The organism is Amycolatopsis roodepoortensis, assembly GCF_024628825.1.
GTDB lineage: Bacteria > Actinomycetota > Actinomycetes > Mycobacteriales > Pseudonocardiaceae > Amycolatopsis > Amycolatopsis roodepoortensis.
Genome location: NZ_CP102415.1, coordinates 2910430 through 2927608, shown reverse-complemented (window position 1 = coordinate 2927608; position 17179 = coordinate 2910430). Strand labels below are relative to the sequence as shown.

Annotated in this window: 16 protein-coding genes; 15 read left to right on the top strand and 1 reads right to left on the bottom strand. The window is 69.9% G+C overall.

What is annotated here, in order from left to right:
• Positions 1–4: 4 nt before the first annotated feature.
• The 9 genes from NQK81_RS13765 to NQK81_RS13725 all read left to right on the top strand — a co-directional run bounded on the left by NQK81_RS13765 (position 5) and on the right by NQK81_RS13725 (position 12595).
• The gene (locus NQK81_RS13765; RefSeq protein WP_192745966.1) at positions 5–562 is read left to right on the top strand and encodes a DUF5987 family protein; all 558 of its coding nucleotides are present in this window, start codon (positions 5–7) and stop codon (positions 560–562) included.
• A complete protein-coding gene (locus NQK81_RS13760) occupies positions 559–2211 on the top strand; it encodes a GMC family oxidoreductase N-terminal domain-containing protein (RefSeq protein WP_257488502.1) in 1653 nt (550 codons plus the stop codon). Before NQK81_RS13765 ends, NQK81_RS13760 begins: the two co-directional genes overlap by 4 nt.
• Before the next feature lie 2 nt (positions 2212–2213).
• Entirely contained in the window at positions 2214–3167 is a 954-nt protein-coding gene (locus NQK81_RS13755; RefSeq protein ID WP_257488501.1) for a carboxymuconolactone decarboxylase family protein, read from the top strand.
• Between the two features lie 495 nt (positions 3168–3662).
• Entirely contained in the window at positions 3663–9491 is a 5829-nt protein-coding gene (locus NQK81_RS13750) for a type I polyketide synthase (protein ID WP_257488500.1), read from the top strand.
• Position 9492: 1 nt separating this feature from the next.
• Positions 9493–9933 (top strand): acyl-CoA thioesterase, encoded by a 441-nt coding sequence (locus NQK81_RS13745; protein ID WP_126729920.1) that lies wholly within the window; start codon positions 9493–9495, stop codon positions 9931–9933.
• 1 nt (position 9934) lies between these two features.
• Positions 9935–10507, top strand: coding sequence for a flavin reductase family protein (locus NQK81_RS13740; RefSeq protein ID WP_257488499.1), 573 nt, complete (start codon positions 9935–9937; stop codon positions 10505–10507).
• Positions 10508–10524: 17 nt separating this feature from the next.
• On the top strand, positions 10525–10692 hold the full coding sequence (locus tag NQK81_RS13735) for a DUF6222 family protein (protein ID WP_257488498.1): 168 nt from the start codon (positions 10525–10527) through the stop codon (positions 10690–10692).
• On the top strand, positions 10689–12392 hold the full coding sequence (locus NQK81_RS13730; protein ID WP_257488497.1) for an acyl-CoA carboxylase subunit beta: 1704 nt from the start codon (positions 10689–10691) through the stop codon (positions 12390–12392). The genes NQK81_RS13735 and NQK81_RS13730 overlap by 4 nt, the downstream gene beginning before the upstream one ends.
• 26 nt (positions 12393–12418) lie before the next feature.
• Positions 12419–12595: an acyl-CoA carboxylase subunit epsilon gene (locus tag NQK81_RS13725; RefSeq protein WP_371878867.1), complete on the top strand. Its 177-nt coding sequence runs from the start codon at positions 12419–12421 to the stop codon at positions 12593–12595.
• Between the two features lie 398 nt (positions 12596–12993).
• Here the strand turns inward: NQK81_RS13725 and NQK81_RS13720 are convergent, their stop codons facing one another.
• Positions 12994–13170, bottom strand: a complete 177-nt coding sequence (locus NQK81_RS13720) for a hypothetical protein (RefSeq protein WP_257488495.1) — start codon at positions 13168–13170, stop codon at positions 12994–12996.
• Positions 13171–13476: 306 nt separating this feature from the next.
• Here NQK81_RS13720 and NQK81_RS13715 point away from each other — a divergent pair, with 306 nt between their 5' ends.
• From NQK81_RS13715 to NQK81_RS13690, 6 genes are all read left to right on the top strand, one after another.
• A complete protein-coding gene (locus NQK81_RS13715; RefSeq protein WP_257488494.1) occupies positions 13477–13599 on the top strand; it encodes a hypothetical protein in 123 nt (40 codons plus the stop codon).
• 92 nt (positions 13600–13691) lie between these two features.
• A complete protein-coding gene (locus NQK81_RS13710; RefSeq protein ID WP_126729915.1) occupies positions 13692–14000 on the top strand; it encodes a DUF6235 family protein in 309 nt (102 codons plus the stop codon).
• 220 nt (positions 14001–14220) lie between these two features.
• Complete coding sequence (locus NQK81_RS13705; protein ID WP_257488493.1) at positions 14221–14706, top strand: DUF6423 family protein; 486 nt, start codon at positions 14221–14223, stop codon at positions 14704–14706.
• 8 nt (positions 14707–14714) lie between these two features.
• Positions 14715–16034: an FAD-dependent oxidoreductase gene (locus NQK81_RS13700; RefSeq protein ID WP_257488492.1), complete on the top strand. Its 1320-nt coding sequence runs from the start codon at positions 14715–14717 to the stop codon at positions 16032–16034.
• Positions 16027–16509, top strand: a complete 483-nt coding sequence (locus tag NQK81_RS13695) for a DUF6187 family protein (RefSeq protein WP_257488491.1) — start codon at positions 16027–16029, stop codon at positions 16507–16509. The genes NQK81_RS13700 and NQK81_RS13695 overlap by 8 nt, the downstream gene beginning before the upstream one ends.
• Positions 16481–17026: a carboxymuconolactone decarboxylase family protein gene (locus NQK81_RS13690; protein WP_257488490.1), complete on the top strand. Its 546-nt coding sequence runs from the start codon at positions 16481–16483 to the stop codon at positions 17024–17026. The genes NQK81_RS13695 and NQK81_RS13690 overlap by 29 nt, the downstream gene beginning before the upstream one ends.
• Positions 17027–17179 lie beyond the last annotated feature (153 nt).

Genomic DNA, 17179 nt, shown 5'->3' with positions numbered 1-17179 from the left:
TTCCGTGGATTCGGACGAACAGGTCAAGGTGTCCACTTTGGAGGCCTACGCGGACACGATCGTGCCGGGGGAGAAGCGGTTCCCCGGCGACCATGCGATCGCCGGCGCGTCGAAGGGGCCGGGCGCGGTCGTGGCGGGCGCGCTCGAACTGCTGCACACCGACGCGACCGGGGTGACCGTCGGGCTGCCGTATCTGGCGCAGTCCCTCAACGAACACGCGAAGGGCTACGCCAAGGAGCACGACCTCACCCTCGACGAGTCGCTGCCGCCGTTCGTCGCGCTGTCCTTCGAGCACCGGACCGCGCTCGTGCGGTCGCTGACCGCGCCCGGGCATCCGGAGAAGGACGGCTGGGTGAGCCTCGCCCTGTTCTGCAACATGTCCTTCGACAGCGCCGCGCACAAGCACACCGCCGAAGCCATCGCCGAAGGGCACCCCGGCCTGCTGGCGATGGGCTACACCGCGCCGGACGAAGACGGGCTGTGGCGGTTCCCGAAGTTCTCCTATCGCCGCGAGCTGGCGCGGCTCCACCCCGACACGACACCTTCCGGGAGCCCCGCATGACTGCCTACGACAAGACCGACGTCGTCATCGTCGGCAGCGGGTTCGGTGGCTCCATCCCCGCCTACCACTTGGCCGCGGGCGGGGCGAAGGTCACCGTGCTGGAACGCGGGCCGTGGCTGGAGACGAAGGACTTCGAGCACGACTATCTGCTCGGCTCGTCCTACACCCGGGCCTTCGATTTCGTCGTCGGCGACGGGATGAGCGTGCTCGGCGGGAACTGCGTCGGCGGCGGTAGCGTGGTGTACTTCGCCGCGATGCCGCGTGCGCCGAAGTTCGTGTTCGAGCGCCACGGCAGCATCGGCCGTCGCATGTGGCCTTCGGCGATCACGCGGGACACGCTGGAGCCTTGGTACGACCGGGTTTCGGAATCGCTTCCGGTGTCCAAACAGGACTGGAACGACGTCTCGTACGCGGGTGGCCTGTGGGCGGCGTTCTGCGACCACTCCGGCCGGACCGCCAACCCGGCGCCGGTCGCGGTGGACAACGACCGGTGCGTGAACTGCAACTTCATGATGGCGGGCTGCCGGTTCGACGCGAAACGCTCGCTGCTGACCAACTACCTGCCCGCCGCGCTCGCGCACGGCGCGAAGATCCGGCCGCTGCACGAGGTCCAGCGGATCGAGCGGATCGACGGCGGCGACTATCGCGTGCACTTCAACGTCGTCGACGACGAGGACTACCGCCTCCAGTCCGGCAGCGGGACGATCGACGCGAAGATCGTCATCATCGCCGCGGGCGCCGGCGCGACCCCGGTGATCCTGCAGCGTTCGGAGGCGGCGCTGGGCACCATGCCGCACGGGGTCGGCCGGTACTTCTCGGGCAACGGTGAGCGGCTCAACACCGCGATCATCAACGAGGAGCGGGTCCGCGAGGTGCTCGGACTGTCCCGTGAGGACGGGAAGGTCTACGAGGCCAACCACATCGGCAAGGGCCCGACCGTGGCGAACTGGGACAAGCTCGACGGTTCGCTGCCGGAGTACGAGCGGTACTCGCTGGAGCAGCTGTACTTCCCGCCGGGACTCGGCACGATCCTGGCGCAGGTGCCGGACGGTGACGAACCGCGTTGGTTCGGGGCGCAGAAGAAGGAGATCCTCAAGAAGTGGGCCTCCTGGCTGACCATCTTCTTGATGACCGAGGACGACAACGAGGGCGTCTTCGGCGCGCCGCCGCCCACCGGCAACGCCTACCGCATCTCGCAGCAGATGCTCGGCCGCGGTCCGCTGAAGTACGACCCGACGCCGAACACCCGGCACGGCTGGGCGCTGGCCGACGCGGAGTGCAAGGAGATCCTCGAAAAGGACGGCCTGGCGAAGGTGGCGCCGTGGACCAACGACGTCGTCGGCGCGTACACCGTGCACCCGCTGGCGTCGTGCCGGATCGGTGACGACCCGGCGACCTCGGCACTGCACCCGAACCACGAACTCCGGGATCACCCCGGGATCTTCGTGACCGACAGCGCTTCCGTACCGGGCGCGCTGACGGTGAACCCGGCGATGACGATCGCGGCGCTGGCCGAGCGTTCGGTGCCGGGTATCGTGCGGGCGCTGCAGGCTCGCGGCGTCGATGTCACCTACGGCGCTCCCGCCCCGGACGGCTCCATCACCGGGCGGCGTGCTGTCAGCAAGCTGTCGCTGGTCGCCGGGAACTGATCATGGCGCCTGCGCTGGTGAAACTCGCGCTGAGGCGTGCGTTACGCGAAGTCCGGTACGTCCGGCCGGTGTCTTTCGGCCGGGCGACCGGGCTCGTGCGCGACGTCTACGGCCGGCTGGAACGCGACTTCGGCATGCTGGCCCCGCCGGTGGCACTGCATTCGCCGTCGCCGGACGTGCTCGCGGCGAGCTGGGTGATGCTGCGGGAGTCGTTGGTGGCGGCCGGAGAGACGAGCCGGGCGGACCGGGAGATCGTCGCGACCCTGGTGTCGCAAGAGAACTCGTGTCCGTACTGTGTCGAGGTCCACGGGATGGCGCTGGACTCGCTCGGGCGCTCTTCGGAGGCCTCGGCGATCGCTTCGGGGCGGCCTGTGGCGGACCCACGCGCGGGGACCCTTTCGCCGGGTGCCCGTGCGGAGCTGACCGCGGTCGCGTTCGCGTTCCACTACCTGAACCGGGTGGTGAGCGTGTTCCTCGGGCCGTCGCCGTTACCTTCGTCCGTGCCGGATTCGGCGCGTGCCAAGGCCAAAGCGGTTCTGGGGCGGTTCCTTCGTCCGGTGGAGGATGCTTCGCCGGGGGAGTCGCTGGAGCTGCTGCCCCCGGGGTCGGGGGATTTCGGTTGGGCCGCGGGTAATCCCGTGGTCGCGGATGCCTTCTCCCGTGCTTCGTCGGTGTTCGCCGCATTGGCGGTGCCTTCGGCCGTTCGGGAGGTCGTCGAGCGAGAACTGTCTACTTGGGACGGTTTGCCGCCTGGGCTGAGCCGGTCCTGGGTGGATGCCTTCGACGGTCCCGGGGTCCGGTTGGCGTTGGTGGTCGCGAAGGCGCCTTACCAGGTCGACGACGCTCTGGTCGCGGCCGCGGGACTGGGTGATCGAGAGCTGGTCGAGCTGGTGGGGTGGGCGAGTTTCACGGCCGCCGCTCGTGCTGTTTCGGTCGCTTCGCCACGTGGTCGGTGAGGCCGCGCGGCCGGTGTCGTGTCGCGAAAGCCACTTTCGGGACGTCTGATGTCCCGAAAGTGGCTTTCGCGACGTCGTGGGCTTCGGGCCCGCCTCCCTCACTGTGTGGATTTCGGTGCGTTGGATGACTCGAAATCCACCCAGCCCGGTGAGACCGTCCCTGTCACGACCGGTGTGTGGAAATAGGGGCACTCAACGTCCATATTTCCACGCGCCCCACAATGGAACGCCCTTTGTCGCTCGCGACCCGGTCGAGAAGTGCTCGAATCTGGCGCCTCGGTCACGGCTTTTGTCCCGTGTGGACAGCCGAGGACGCGCCGATGCCGCCGGATGACGGCCCACCTTCAACAACCAGAGAGAAGACTTCGCACCCGCCGCCGGTTCATGCTTGACCGGACTGCGCGAACGGACGGTGGCCGCGTTTCTGGGGACAGAGCCCGGCGCCGGGACCGGATTCCGTGACTTGAGTGTTGAGAGCTAGGGGAGTGCGGTGGCATGAGCGTTGAGCGGATTTCGATTGTCGGTATCGGTCTCCGATACCCGGACGCCGGTTCCCCGGAAGAACTGTGGGAGAACGTCCTCGCCGGCCGCAGGGCGTTCCGGAGACTGCCCGACGAGCGGATGAACCGCGAGGACTACTACTCGCCCGACCCCAAGGCGCCGGACCGTTTCTACGCCCAGAAGGCCGCGGTCCTCCGCGACTGGGAATTCGACCGGATCAAGTACAAGGTCGCGGGCAGCACGTTCCGTTCGACCGACACCACGCACTGGCTGGCGCTCGACGTCGCCGCGCAGGCGCTGGCGGACGCGGGGTTCCCCGAGGGCGAAGGGCTGCCGCGGGCCGCCACGGGCGTCGTGATCGGCAACAGCCTCACCGGTGAGTTCTCGCGCGCCAACATCATGCGGCTGCGCTGGCCGTACGTGCGCCGCACGGTCGCGGCGGCGCTGGCCGAGCGCGGCTGGGCCGAGAGTGACACCGCCGAATTCCTCCACGATCTCGAGGCGCAGTACAAGGCCCCGTTCCCCGCGATCGACGAGGACACGCTCGCGGGCGGGCTGGCGAACACGATCGCCGGCCGCGTCTGCAACTTCTTCGACTTCGGCGGCGGCGGGTTCACCGTGGACGGCGCCTGCTCGTCTTCGCTGCTTTCGGTGGTCACGGCGGCGAACGCGCTTTCCGAGGGAGACCTCGACGTCGCCATCGCGGGCGGTGTCGACTTGTCGATCGACCCGTTCGAGGTGATCGGTTTCGCCAAGACCGGCGCGCTCGCCAAGCGGGAGATGAAGGTCTACGACGCCGATTCCAACGGTTTCTGGCCCGGCGAGGGTTCCGGCATGCTCGTGCTGATGCGCGAGGACGACGCGATCGCGCAGGGCAAGCGGATCTACGCCAGCATCGGCGGCTGGGGTGTCTCTTCCGACGGCAAGGGCGGCATCACCCGTCCGGAGGCCTCGGGTCACCGTCTCGCGCTCCAGCGGGCGTACGAGAAGGCCGGCTACGGCGTCGAAACCGTTTCCTACTTCGAGGGCCACGGCACCGGGACCGCGCTGGGCGACGCCACCGAGATCGAGGCGCTCTCCACCGCCCGCCGCGACGCCGACCCGCTCGCCGACCGCGCCGCGCTGAGCACGATCAAGGGCAACATCGGCCACACCAAGGCCGCGGCCGGTGTCGCCGGGCTGATCAAGGCGACGCTGGCGGTGTACCACCAGGTCATCCCGCCCGCGACCGGCCACTACGAGCCGCACGAGTCGCTGATCGGCGACTCCGCGCGGATGTACGTCCCGACCGAGGCCGGGCTGTGGCCCGCGGACCACCCGGTCCGCGCGGGTGTCTCCGCGATGGGCTTCGGCGGCATAAACTCGCACGTCACCGTCACCGAGGCGCCGGGCGCGGCCCGGCGCAAGGAACTCGACGAGCGGACCCGTTCACTGGTCGCCGGACGGCAGGACAGCGAACTGCTGCTCCTCGACGCCGACGACGCCGCGTCGCTGCGCGGCAGGCTGACCGGTCTGCTGGAAGTCGTGCCGAAGCTCTCGCTGGCGGAGCTCGCGGACCTCGCGGCCACGCTTTCCGCGGAACTGTCCGGGAAACCGGTCCGCGCCGCGATCGTCGCGACCAATCCCGAGGACGCCGAGCGCAAGCTGGCCAAGCTGCTCGACCTCCTCGGCGAGGGAGAGCCGGAAGTCTTCTCCACCGGCGACGGCATCTTCGCGGGCTCCCGCGGCAAGGACCCGAAGATCGGTTTCCTGTTCCCCGGCCAGGGTTCCGGACGCGGCACGGTCGGCGCGCTACGCAAGCGCTTCGCTCACGCCGACGACATCTATCGCGCGGCCGCCCTTTCGACCGGCGCCGACCAGGTCGCCACCGAGGTCGCGCAACCGCGTATCGTCACCGGTTCGCTCGCCGGGCTTCGCGTGCTGAAGAGCCTCGGCATCGAAGCACAGACGGTCGCCGGTCACAGCCTCGGTGAACTCACCGCCCTGCACTGGGGCGGCGCGCTCACCGAACGCGAAGTCCTCAAGCTGGCCAAGATCCGCGGCAAGGTGATGGCGACCGCGAGCGACGGGAACGGCGCCATGGCGGGGATCGCCGCCGGCCCCGGGGTCGCCGAACGCTTCGCCGAGGGCGAGGACGTCGTCATCGCAGGCTACAACGCGCCCGAGCAGACCGTCCTTTCCGGACCGTCGGAGGCGATCGACCGGGTGGTCGCCCGTGCCCGCGCGGAGGGCGTCACCGCCACCCGCATCAACGTCTCGCACGCGTTCCACTCGCCGGCGGTCGTCCCGGCCGCCGAGGCGATGACCGAGGAGCTGGCCGCGTTCGACTTCGCCAGGCTCGACCGGCCCGTCGTCTCGACGGTGACCGGTGACGTCCTGCACGCCGCCGAGGACCTGCGCGATCTGCTCCGGGACCAGGTGGTCCTGCCGGTCCGCTTCCGCGAGGCGGCCGCGAAGGTCGCCGAACGCAGCGACCTGGTGATCGAGGTCGGCCCCGGCCACGTGCTCACCGGCCTGGTCGGCGAGATCGCGCCCGGCACGCCGGTGCTCGCGATCGACACCGACAGCCCGAAGCTGGCCGCGCTGCTGAAGGTGGCGGGTGCCGCGTTCGCGTTCGGCGCCCCGCTGAACACCTCCGCGCTGTTCGACGGCCGGATCGTGCGGACGCTGCCGGTGGACGGGGAGTTCTCGTTCCTCACCAGCCCGTGTGAGGCCGCGCCGTCCATCGGTGCCGACCTGACCCGCGACCGCGTCGCCGACCCCGCCGAGGCCGCCGACGCCCCGGCCGGAACGGCTTCGGAAAGCGGTGGCAGCAGCACCCTCGACCTGCTGCGCAAGCTCGCTTCCGAGCGGGTCGAGCTGCCGCTCGAAGCGGTCACCGCCGACACGCATCCGCTCGACGACCTGCACCTTTCGTCGATCACGGTCGGCCAGCTCGTCAACGACGTGACCCGGGCGCTCGGACGGCCCGCGCTGGAGGGCATGCCGAACTTCGCGACCGTCTGTCTCGGCGAACTCGCCGAGATGATCGACGAACTCGCCCAGACCGCCAAACCCGCCGACAACAACCAGGCCGAGGTCGCCGGCGTCGGACCGTGGGTCCGGCCGTTCGGGGTCGAATACGTCGTCGCGCCGAAGCCGTCGCCCGATCTCACGCCGGGCCTGTCCACCGCCGAGTGGACGGCGTTCGCGCCGGACGGCCATCCGCTGGCGGAGCCGCTGCGCGCGGCACTGGCCACCGCGGGCGTCGGCGACGGTGTCCTGCTCTGCCTGAACTCCGACAGCGGTTCCGGCGACGTCGGCCTGTTCCTCGACGCGGGCCGCGCCGTGCTGGCCGCGCCCAACGGCACGCGGTTCGTCGTGGTGCAGCACGGTCTCGGTGCCTCCGGTCTGGCGAAGACGCTGCGGCTGGAGGACCCGTCGGCCCGCACCACGATCGTCGATCTCGCCGACGTCGGCCCGGTCGACCCCGAGGCCGTCGAAGCCGCGGTTTCCACCGTGGTCGCCGAAGTGGCGGCGACCAACGACTTCAGCGAGGTCCGCTACGACGCCGCCGGGATCCGCACGGTGCCGAAGCTCGCCGCGCTGACCCCGGCCGAGGCCGAAGGGACCCCGCTGGGGACCGAAGACGTCCTTCTCGTCACCGGTGGCGGCAAGGGCATCACCGCCGAGAGCGCGCTGGCGCTGGCCAAGGACTCCGGCGCGAAACTGGCGCTGCTCGGCCGGAGCGACCCGGCCGACGACGCCGAACTGTCGGAGAACCTCGGCCGGATGGCGGCGGCGGGCATCACCTACCGCTACGAACGCGCCGACGTCACCGACGCCCGTCAGGTGGCCGACGCGATCGGCCGCGTGCAGGCCGAGTTCGGCCCGGTCACCGCGGTACTGCACGGCGCGGGCCGCAACGAGCCCGCCGCGCTGTTCTCCTTGACCGAGGAGAGCTTCCGCAAGACGCTGGCCCCGAAGATCGGCGGCCTCAACGCCGTCCTCGACGCCGTCGACCAGGACAAGATCAAGCTGCTGGTGACCTTCGGCAGCATCATCGGGCGGGCGGGCCTGCGCGGTGAGGCGCACTACGCCACGGCCAACGACTGGATGACCGAACTGACCGTGCGGTTCGGCCAGGAGCACCCCCAGGCCAGGGCGATCGCCCTCGAATGGTCGGTCTGGTCGGGGACGGGCATGGGCGAAAAGCTCGGTGTCGTCAGCGCTTTGATGCGCGACGGCATCACCCCGATCCCGACCGAAGAGGGGATCGAGATCCTCCGCCAGGTCGTCGGCGATCCGGCCGCCCCGTCGGTACTGGTCGTCTGCGGCCGGACCGGGGGCCTGGCCACCCTGCCGGTGGAGAAGCGCGAACTGCCGCTGACCCGCTTCGTCGACCGCGCCGTCGTGCACTACCCGGGCGTCGAGCTGATCACCGAGGCCGACCTGTCCGCGGGCAGCGACCCGTATCTGGCCGACCACCTGCTCGACGGTCAGCTGCTGTTCCCGGCGGTGATCGGCATGGAGGCGATGACCCAGGTCGCGAAGGCCGCCCTCGGCGCGGAAACGCTGCCGGCTCCGGTGCTCTCCGACGTCGAGTTCCTGCGCCCGATCATCGTCTCGCCGGGCGGGTCGACCACGATCCGGCTCGCCGCGCTGGCCAGGGACGCCGAAACGGTGGACGTGGTGCTGCGCAGCGGCGAGACCGGGTTCAGCGCCGACCACTTCCGGGCCCGGCTGAGCTTCTCCCGGCCGGATCCGCTCGGCGAGACCGTCGTCCGCGACGTCGCGCTGCCGCCCGTCCCGGTCGATCCGACCACCGAGCTGTACGGCACGGTCCTGTTCCAGGGCAAGCGGTTCCAGCGGGTCACCGGATACCGGCGGGCCAGCGCGCGGCACGCGGTCGCGGAGATCGCGACCGGCGCCGAGGTCGACTGGTTCGCGCCGTTCCTCCCGCAGGAGAAGCTGCTGGCCGACCCGGGCACCCGCGACGCGATGATGCACGCGATCCAGTGCTGTGTCCCGGACGCGACCCTGCTGCCGCAGGGGATCGAGCGGCTGTACCTCGCCGAACCCGGCGAGCAGGACCCGGAGTACGTGCTCCTCGACGCCCGCGAACGTTCGCAGGACGGCGACAGCTACCTCTACGACCTCGACGTCCGCAACCCCGACGGGAAGCTGGTCGAGCGGTGGGAAGGGCTGAAGCTGCGCGCGGTGCGCAAGCGTGACGGCGAAGGACCGTGGGTCCCGTCGATGCTCGGGTCCTATTTGGAGCGTTCCGTCGAACGGCTGCTCGGCTCGTCCCGCGCGATCGTCGTCGAACCGGACCCGGTGGGCGTCTCCGTGGAGACCACGCCGGAACGGCGGGCGCAGACGGCACTGGCCGCCGGCCGCGCCGTCGACGCCCCGCTCGAGATCCGCTACCGCCCGGACGGCAAACCGGAGGCCGACGGGGTCGAGGTGAGCGCGTCGCACAGCTCGGACCTCACCCTCGCGATCGCGGGCAGCGGCCGGGTCGCGTGCGACGTCGAAACCGCGATCGAGCGGACGCCCGAGGACTGGGCGGGGCTGCTCGGCGAGGATCTGCTGTCGGTGGGCGAACTGCTCGCCGCGGACGCCCGCGAGCCGCTTTCGGTCGCGCACACCCGGGTCTGGAGCGCGCTGGAATGCGTGCGCAAGACCGGGGACATGACACAGGCGCTCACCGTGCACCGGGTCGACCCGGACGGCTGGGCGGTGCTTTCCCACGGCGCTGCCCGCATCGCCACCTGGGTGACGACCGTCAACGACCGGACCGATCCCGTCGTCTTCGCGGTGCTCCAGGGAGAGGAGAACTGACATGGCCGACTACTACGAGATCCTGCATACCGTCGGGTTCGAAGAGACCAACCTGGTGGGCAACGTCTACTACGTGAACTACGTGCGCTGGCAGGGCCGGTGCCGCGAAATGTTCCTGAAGGAGAAGGCGCCCGCGGTACTCGAAGAGGTCCGCGACGACCTGAAGCTCTTCACGCTCAAGGTGGATTGCGAGTTCTACGCGGAGATCACCGCGTTCGACGAGCTGTCCATCCGGCTGCGGCTGGAGGAGCTGACCCAGACCCAGGTCCAGTTCACCTTCGACTACGTCCACCTCACCGCGGAGGGAGAGCGGCTGGTGGCCCGCGGGCGGCAGCGGATCGCGTGCATGCGCGGCCCGAACACGGCCACGGTGCCCAGCCGGGTGCCCGAACAGCTGCGTGAGGCGCTGGCCCCGTACGCGGTCGACGGCAAGGGGGAATGACGTGGGCACGCTGGACGAGCCTTCGCGGCCCGTGCTGAAACGCCTGCCGTCGCCCGCGGCCCGCCGCCGGTTGTCAGCGCAGGCCGGGTTGCGGGAGGTGATGGGCCAGTTCGCCACCGGGGTCACCGTGCTGACCGCCGGGGGCGAACGGGCCCACGGGATGACCGCCAACGCCGTCACCTCCGTGTCGCTGGAGCCGCCGATGGTGCTGTGCTGCGTTTCCCGCGCGGCCCGGATGCACGAGGCGATCGTGACGGCGGGTTCCTACGCGGTCACGGTGCTGGCGTCGGATCAGAAGGACCTGGCGAAGTACTTCGCCGACTGGCGCCGCCCGGCCGGGCTCGCGCAGTTCGACTCGGTGGACTGGACGGCCGGGCCGCAGACCGGCGCCCCGCTGCTCGACGGCGCGCTGGCGTGGCTGGAATGCGAGCTGGCCGAAGTCTACGAAGGCGGTGACCACTCGATCTTCCTCGGCAAGGTGGTCGCCTCCAGCCGCGGCACCGCACAGGACTCGCTGGTCTTCTACAGCGGCGGCTACCACCAGATCGACGGCCGGATCCGGGCATCGGCCTGACAGGAGAGGAAAACGTCATGACCATCAACGAATCCACCCCGCCCGCCACGGCGCCCACGGCCGAACGGCCGCCGGTGGTGACCACCATGCCCCGCCTCGGGCGGGGGGTGTGCTGGCGCGACATCGTGCGCGAGATCGAGCTTGACGAACTCGAGCGCGATGCCCGGCTACGGGACGCGGCGTGACCCTGCAAGGTGATCCGGGCGCACAACGCGCGGAGGACTCCGAGGTGGTGCCGCTGCCGGAGGACCGGCTGCGGCGCTCCCGGGTCCCGAGGGCGACCGACGGGCGGGTGATCCCCCTCGCCCGCGGCGCCGAGCCCGTGCACCCACCGCAACCGACGATGCCGTTGCTGCGCGCCCAGCGCGACGAGCTGCGCGAGCACATCGTCGACGGGCGGCTCGACGGCGTCCGGCGGCAGCACTCGCTCGGCAAGCACACCGCGCGTGAGCGGCTGGAACTGTTGCTGGACGAGGATTCCTTCACCGAGATCGAGCTGTACCGGCGGCATCAGGCGAGCGGGCTGGGGCTGGCGGACAACCGGCCGTACACCGACGGCGTCGTCGCCGGCTCGGGCACCATCGACGGACGGCGGGTGTTCGTCTACGCGCAGGACTTCACCGTCTTCGGCGGTTCGCTCGGCGAGGCGCACGCGGCGAAGATCCACAAGGTGCTGGATCTGGCGATCGCCACCGGTTCGCCGGTGATCGGGCTCAACGACAGCGGGGGAGCCCGGATCCAGGAAGGCGTCATGGCGCTCGACGGCTACGGCGGCATCTTCCGCCGCCAGGTCGAGGCGTCCGGCGTCATCCCGCAGATCAGCGTCGTGCTGGGGCCGTGCGCGGGCGGGGCGGCGTATTCGCCCGCGCTCGCGGATTTCGTCTTCATGGTGCGCGACACCGCCCGCATGTACCTGACCGGGCCGGACGTCGTCGAGACCGTGACCGGGGAACGGGTCAGCCACGACGAACTGGGGGGCGCGGACGTGCACGGCGCGTCGTCCGGCGTGGCGACCGTGGTGCACGACGACGAGGAGAGCTGCCTCGCCGACGTCCGCTACCTGGTGTCTCTGCTGCCGTCGAACTACCTGGAGCCCGCGCCCCGCGAGCCGTCGCAGGACGCGGGCAGGGACCGGCGGCCCAGGTTCGCCGAACTCGTCCCGGTGGAGCCGAACAAGCCCTACGACATGCGCGAGGTGTTCGCGGAACTGGCCGACGACGGCGAGTTCTTCGAACTGCACGAGCGATGGGCGGGCAACGTGCTGTGCGCGCTCGCGCGGATCGACGGGCGAGTGGTCGGCCTGGTCGGCAACCAGCCGGTGGTGTTCGCCGGCGTGCTCGACGGCCCGGCGTCGCAGAAGGCGGCGCGGTTCGTGCGGTTCTGCGACGCCTTCAGCATCCCGCTGGTGACGCTCGTGGACGTTCCCGGCTTCCTGCCGGGGGTCGAGCAGGAGCATTCGGGGATCATCCGGCACGGGGCGCAGCTGCTGCACGCCTACTGCGAGGCGACCGTGCCGCGCGTCCAGGTGATCCTGCGCAAGGCGTACGGCGGCGCGTACATCGTGATGGACTCGCGGTCCATCGGGACCGATCTCTCGCTGGCGTGGCCGACCAACCAGATCGCCGTGATGGGCGCCGAGGGCGCGGTCAACGTGCTGTTCCGCAAGGATCTCGCCGCCGCGCCCGAGCCGGACGCGCTGCGCGCGCATCTGGTCGCCGAATACACCGAGGAGTTCATGAACCCGCAGTATTCGGCCGAACGCGGGCTGGTCGACGACCTCATCGACCCCGCGGACACCCGGTCCGCCGTCGCCAGGGCGCTGGACATGCTGCAGGACAAGCGAAAGACGGCGCCCCAGCGCAAGCACGGCAACCACCCGATCTGAACGGGGAAACCATGTCACCGTCCGGAATGGACAGTGCACCCGTCTTCCGGGTCCTGCGCGGGGACCCGGAAGACACCGAACTGGCGGCCCTCGTGGCCGTCTTCACCGCGTTGGCCTCCGCCGCGCCTTCGCCCGCGGCGCCGGCCCGCTCGGCCTGGTCACCGCTCGCCGCGCCGACTTGGCGCACCTCGACGCTGCGCTAGATTGGTGCGGCGTCGTAAGTGACAATGGGGGCTATTGAGGGGTAAGTCAAACCTGGCGTGCTTCCCAGCCGATGGCTCACCCGCGGGACCCGACTTACCCTAACTGTCCACAAAGGACGCCAATTCGGTCATTCGTGTCCGATCGGGCGCTTTGCGCGGGGGTCGTGAGTGGCAACGGTCGTTCTACGCTCTTTTTCACTCACGACCTCCGCGAGAACCGGACATCGTTATACCAATCGGGCGCTCAATCGGCTAGACATGTCCTTTTTGGACACTTCGCGGCGAGGCCGGGCCGTGAGCCGGCCCGGGACCCTGTTTTCCAGGGGGCCATCTGTCCCGTGGGGGCGCCCGGGCGTAAACGGACCCTCACCGGCCGGCCACGTTCGCCTCGCCCCTGCTTACGCGAGACGTCGCGCGGCCTCGATTTCCCGCCGCGGCGGATACGTACTGTGGCGCGCGTGCACCGCGACGTAGAGGATCCCTCCGTCGAGCACGGCCTCCAGGCCCGTTCGCTCCCCGGGCTCGAACGGGCCCCCGCAGGCCGCGCAGGTCCGCTGCCGCATCGCGGCGCTCATTGCCGATCCCGCTGCTCGGGGACCGCGGGGTCGGGCCACGACAGGCCAAGCAAATCGACGTCGAGCTCGTCGTCGGCGTAGATCTCGTACGGGTCGAGGCGTTCGGTCATGGTGCGCTCCCTGGGTTTCGAGGTACCTCAAGGGCACTACCGACGGCCCTTCGGCGGCCACCTTTCCTTTGCTCACCGAGACCTCAGCCCGTCCTCGAGCGCGTCACGATCGGAGGGGTCCATCCTTGGTTGTCAAGTGAGTCGTTCATCGAAGGCCGGGAGGAACGTCATGACGGCACAGGTGCGAATTTGGGTCGTGACCGATGATTTCGACCCGTGCGGGGCCGCGGAGGCCGTCCCGGCGGCGGTCGTCCCGGAGCCGAGGCACGCCCCCGAAAACGATTTCCCGGCCGAGCACATCGTCCTCGGTTACAACTAGGTATGGCGCACGGACGAAGAAGACCATCAGGTATCGCGCGCGCGAAGATGAAGATCGCCCGCGAACCGACCAGACCACGAGGAGGCCTCCGGATGGCTATGCGCCTCCAGCTCACGTCGGGTTTGCAGGTGTTGGAAGAATGGGCGATCAATGCTCCGCAGGCCGACCGGAATGTCGTCTACGAAGCGCTTTTCGCGGTGGCGGACGGCTCCGCCTTCCTCATCTACGACATTTTCGGCGACAGCAGGGAACCGCATCAGTTTCTTTTTCTGGTGAAACACGATCTCGTCCTCCGTATCGGGATCGATCGCGCCGATTCCTCGTTCGAGATCGTCTACATCGGGGCGCTGGAGCAGGGCACTCCCGCGGCGGCCTGGGCTGAGGATTCCGACGAATCCTGACCCGGGTACCGCCGAACGGCCCAGTCCCGGCGGGAGTGGATCATGTGTTCCTCATCTTGACATCGTCCAGTTCAGCGTGAAATTCTTCCGGTGTTTGCGGCTGGGGGGATCATGCCGGGGATTGAATTGCGATATCGAGGTCTGGGAGGCGTGAAAGATGTCATCACCTGAATTCCCGGGATTGGACGTTTCCACTCGGGTACGCGCACGTGACATTCAGATGGCAGGCGTCGCCGACGTCCGGCGGCGGGTGCTGATGATCTCCGGGGCGATCGACACCACCGATCACGACATCTCGGTGAGTGTCAATCTCCCGGAACCGGGCCGCTGGCAGGTCATCAAGTCCGAGACCAACCTGACCGACAAGACCTGGGTCGCGATGCAGGTCGTCACCGACGAGGACTCGACCTTCGTCAACGACGCCGAGACGCTCGTCCTCTCCCGCCAGTTCTCGAAGTCCTTCATGACGCCGGATCAGCGCCGCCTCACCTTCTACGACGGTGAAGTCCGGCCCGGCGAAGCGGTGCTCAAGGTGTACTCGCTCGACGCGGGCGGCCGGAAGCCGACCTACTCCTACTCCCGCTACAGCCCGATCGCGACCGACACCGCCGAGCAGTCCCAGCAGACCCTGGACGAAATGATCAGCAACGGGATGAAGCAGCGGCCCGTGATCGAGCTGATCGTCCCGGTGACCGTGATCGGCTGAGCACACCGGTGATCACCTTCGTCCCGGAACCCCATCTCCTCGAATCGCCGCGCGGGCGTGAGTGGCCGGTACTCCCCGGCACCCGCGCGGCGGTCACCGCCGAACCGCCGTCCGCCGCCGACGTGGTCGTCGTCGGGGCGGGCCCGGCCGGGCTCGCGGTCGCTTCCGCGCTGTGGCACCACGGCGTGACCGACCTCGTCGTCGTCGACCGCGACGGCCGTCCCTGCGGCCGGTTCTTCGATCGCATCGATCTGCTCGGCCAGCGCGTGCTGCGGTCGCCGTACGAACACCACCCCGGCGTCGAGGGGTACCGCGACTGCGAACTCCTGGACTTCGCCCGGCTGCACTGGTCGGTGCTCACCCCGGTGGAACGCCGGGAGATCCGCATGGCGCAGGCCGGGCACCGCTCGGTCGTGCCCGTCGACGTCTTCGAGGCCTACTGCCGTCATCTCGCGGCGAGTCATCACGTCACCGAGCGGACCTGGCGCGGTTCGGTCCGCGAGGTGCTGCCGACCGCTGACGCCGTCACCGTGCGCGCCGACCGGTTCTCCGTCACCGCGCGCCACGTCGTGCTGTGCCTCGGCGAGGAGCGCCGAGCCGCCCCGGACACCTGGTGGGGCGGCGGTCGTCCGCCGCGCGGGGTGAGCTACTGGGACGAACCCGTTCCCGATGGCGGGAACCGGCTCGCCGTCGTCGGTGCCGGCCTCACCGCCGCGCACCTGATCTCCAACGGTCTCGCCCAGGGCCGCGAGGTGCACTGGGTGGTCCGCGAAGCGGGCGAACGCTACCAGTGCGCCGACGTCAACTCGTCGTTCTTCCGGCCCGAAGGCCGCGCTCGTTTCGACGGCGTGAGCTGGTCCGAGCGGCTCGAACTGATGGGCCGGTTCCGGCGGGCGTCGATCATGTTCGAGTTCCGCCCGATGCTCGAAGCGGCCGAAGCCGAAGGCAGGCTGATCGTGCATCGCGGCAGGGCGATCACGAAGGTGACGCCCGGCGTCGGCCTCCACCTCGAAGACGGTTCGCGGGTGTCCGTGGACCACGCCGTCCTGGCGCTCGGCACCACGCCGTCGATCGGGGACGGCCTGATGCCCGACGAGGCCGTCCTCGACCGCGGCGGCTGGCCGCGACTGGACGAACGCACGTTCGCCTACCTCGGCGCGCCCCGGGTCTTCGCCGTCGGCGCGGCCGCGGGGATGGCGCTGGGGCCCGCCGCCCGCAACATCGACGGTCACCGCGTCGCCACCGCGCGGGTCGCGGCCACCGTCGCCGAGAACCTGCGGCGCCACCTCCCGCTGCGGACGGCCACGAAGGACGTCGCCCGTGTCTGAGCCTTACGACTCCCGCTTCACCCTTCCGTCGATCGACGACGCCCCCTCGACCGAGGCGGGGGTGATCCTGCTGGGGCTGGACGCCGAACGCCTGCTCGCCGGCGTCGGACTCGCCCGGATCGCCGACGAGCCCGCGCTGGTCGCCCTCGCCGTGGACCAGGCCCGGCACGACGCGCTCGACCTCCGCACCGAAGCGCTGGTCGAGGCAGGCATCCTTCGCTGGCGCGCGGTCCGCCCGCTGATCGAAGCAGGTCCGGAGATGGCGTCGGCGGGTTCCCTGCGCCGAGAATGGGAGCACGCGACCGCGCGCGTCACCGCCACGGTGACCGGGCTGGGACCGGCGTCGGTGTCCTGCCTCGCGGCCTGCTGGCTGCGGCGCGACGACATCGACGACGCGGTCCGGTCCGCCTCGACCCTGCGGTCGCCGGAACAGGGGAGCGCACAAGATGTCCTATCTCGGGTCTTTGCCGACTGACGCCACGCTGCTGCAGGTGTTCCAGCGGTTTCCCGCTCCGGCGGCGAAGCTGCTGGACTTGCACGAGCTGATCATGCGGGCGCCGTCGGCGTTCGGCGCGGGGGAGCGGGAGCTGATCGCGGCCTACGTCTCCGGCGTCAACGACTGCGGCTACTGCCACGGGGTCCACACCGTCACCGCGGAGGCTTTCGGTGTGCCGGAAGGACTTCTGACCGCCGCACTGGCCGACCTCGACGCCGCGCCCGTGGACGAGCGCATGAAGCCCGTGCTGGCCTATGTGGGCAAGCTGACACGTACGCCGTCCCAGGTGACCGAAGAGGACGCTGAGGCCGTCTTCGCGGCGGGCTGGGATGAAGCCGCGCTGCACGACGCGGTGCTCGTGTGCGCCCTGTTCAACTTCATGAACCGGATGGTCGAGGGGCTCGGGATCCGCGCCGACGCCGCGTACGCGAAGACGTCCGGCGTGCGCCTGAAAGAGGGCGGATACGCCGGCCTGGCGACCCTGCTCGGTTCTTGAAACCTCTGTCCACAGTGGACGCGTCGATTGGTCTGTTCGAGGTATTCCGATGACTATCGGTGATCGTGTCGCAATGAGATCGGTCGACCGCGTTCCGTCATCGGCGACCGTCCACATTACTCCATTCGATGGCGTTGATCGCGGGGATGGCGC

Excerpts from the sequence above, each read along its gene's own strand:
- NQK81_RS13760 (WP_257488502.1), top strand. The coding sequence starts at position 559 with ATGACTGCCTACGACAAGACCGACGTCGTCATCGTCGGCAGCGGGTTC.
- NQK81_RS13710 (WP_126729915.1), top strand. The coding sequence starts at position 13,692 with ATGGCTATGCGCCTCCAGCTCACGTCGGGTTTGCAGGTGTTGGAAGAA.
- NQK81_RS13725 (WP_371878867.1), top strand. The coding sequence starts at position 12,419 with ATGGACAGTGCACCCGTCTTCCGGGTCCTGCGCGGGGACCCGGAAGAC.
- NQK81_RS13720 (WP_257488495.1), bottom strand. The coding sequence starts at position 13,170 with ATGAGCGCCGCGATGCGGCAGCGGACCTGCGCGGCCTGCGGGGGCCCG.
- NQK81_RS13750 (WP_257488500.1), top strand. The coding sequence starts at position 3,663 with ATGAGCGTTGAGCGGATTTCGATTGTCGGTATCGGTCTCCGATACCCG.
- NQK81_RS13745 (WP_126729920.1), top strand. The coding sequence starts at position 9,493 with ATGGCCGACTACTACGAGATCCTGCATACCGTCGGGTTCGAAGAGACC.
- NQK81_RS13735 (WP_257488498.1), top strand. The coding sequence starts at position 10,525 with ATGACCATCAACGAATCCACCCCGCCCGCCACGGCGCCCACGGCCGAA.
- NQK81_RS13690 (WP_257488490.1), top strand. The coding sequence starts at position 16,481 with ATGTCCTATCTCGGGTCTTTGCCGACTGACGCCACGCTGCTGCAGGTG.
- NQK81_RS13755 (WP_257488501.1), top strand. The coding sequence starts at position 2,214 with ATGGCGCCTGCGCTGGTGAAACTCGCGCTGAGGCGTGCGTTACGCGAA.
- NQK81_RS13705 (WP_257488493.1), top strand. The coding sequence starts at position 14,221 with ATGGCAGGCGTCGCCGACGTCCGGCGGCGGGTGCTGATGATCTCCGGG.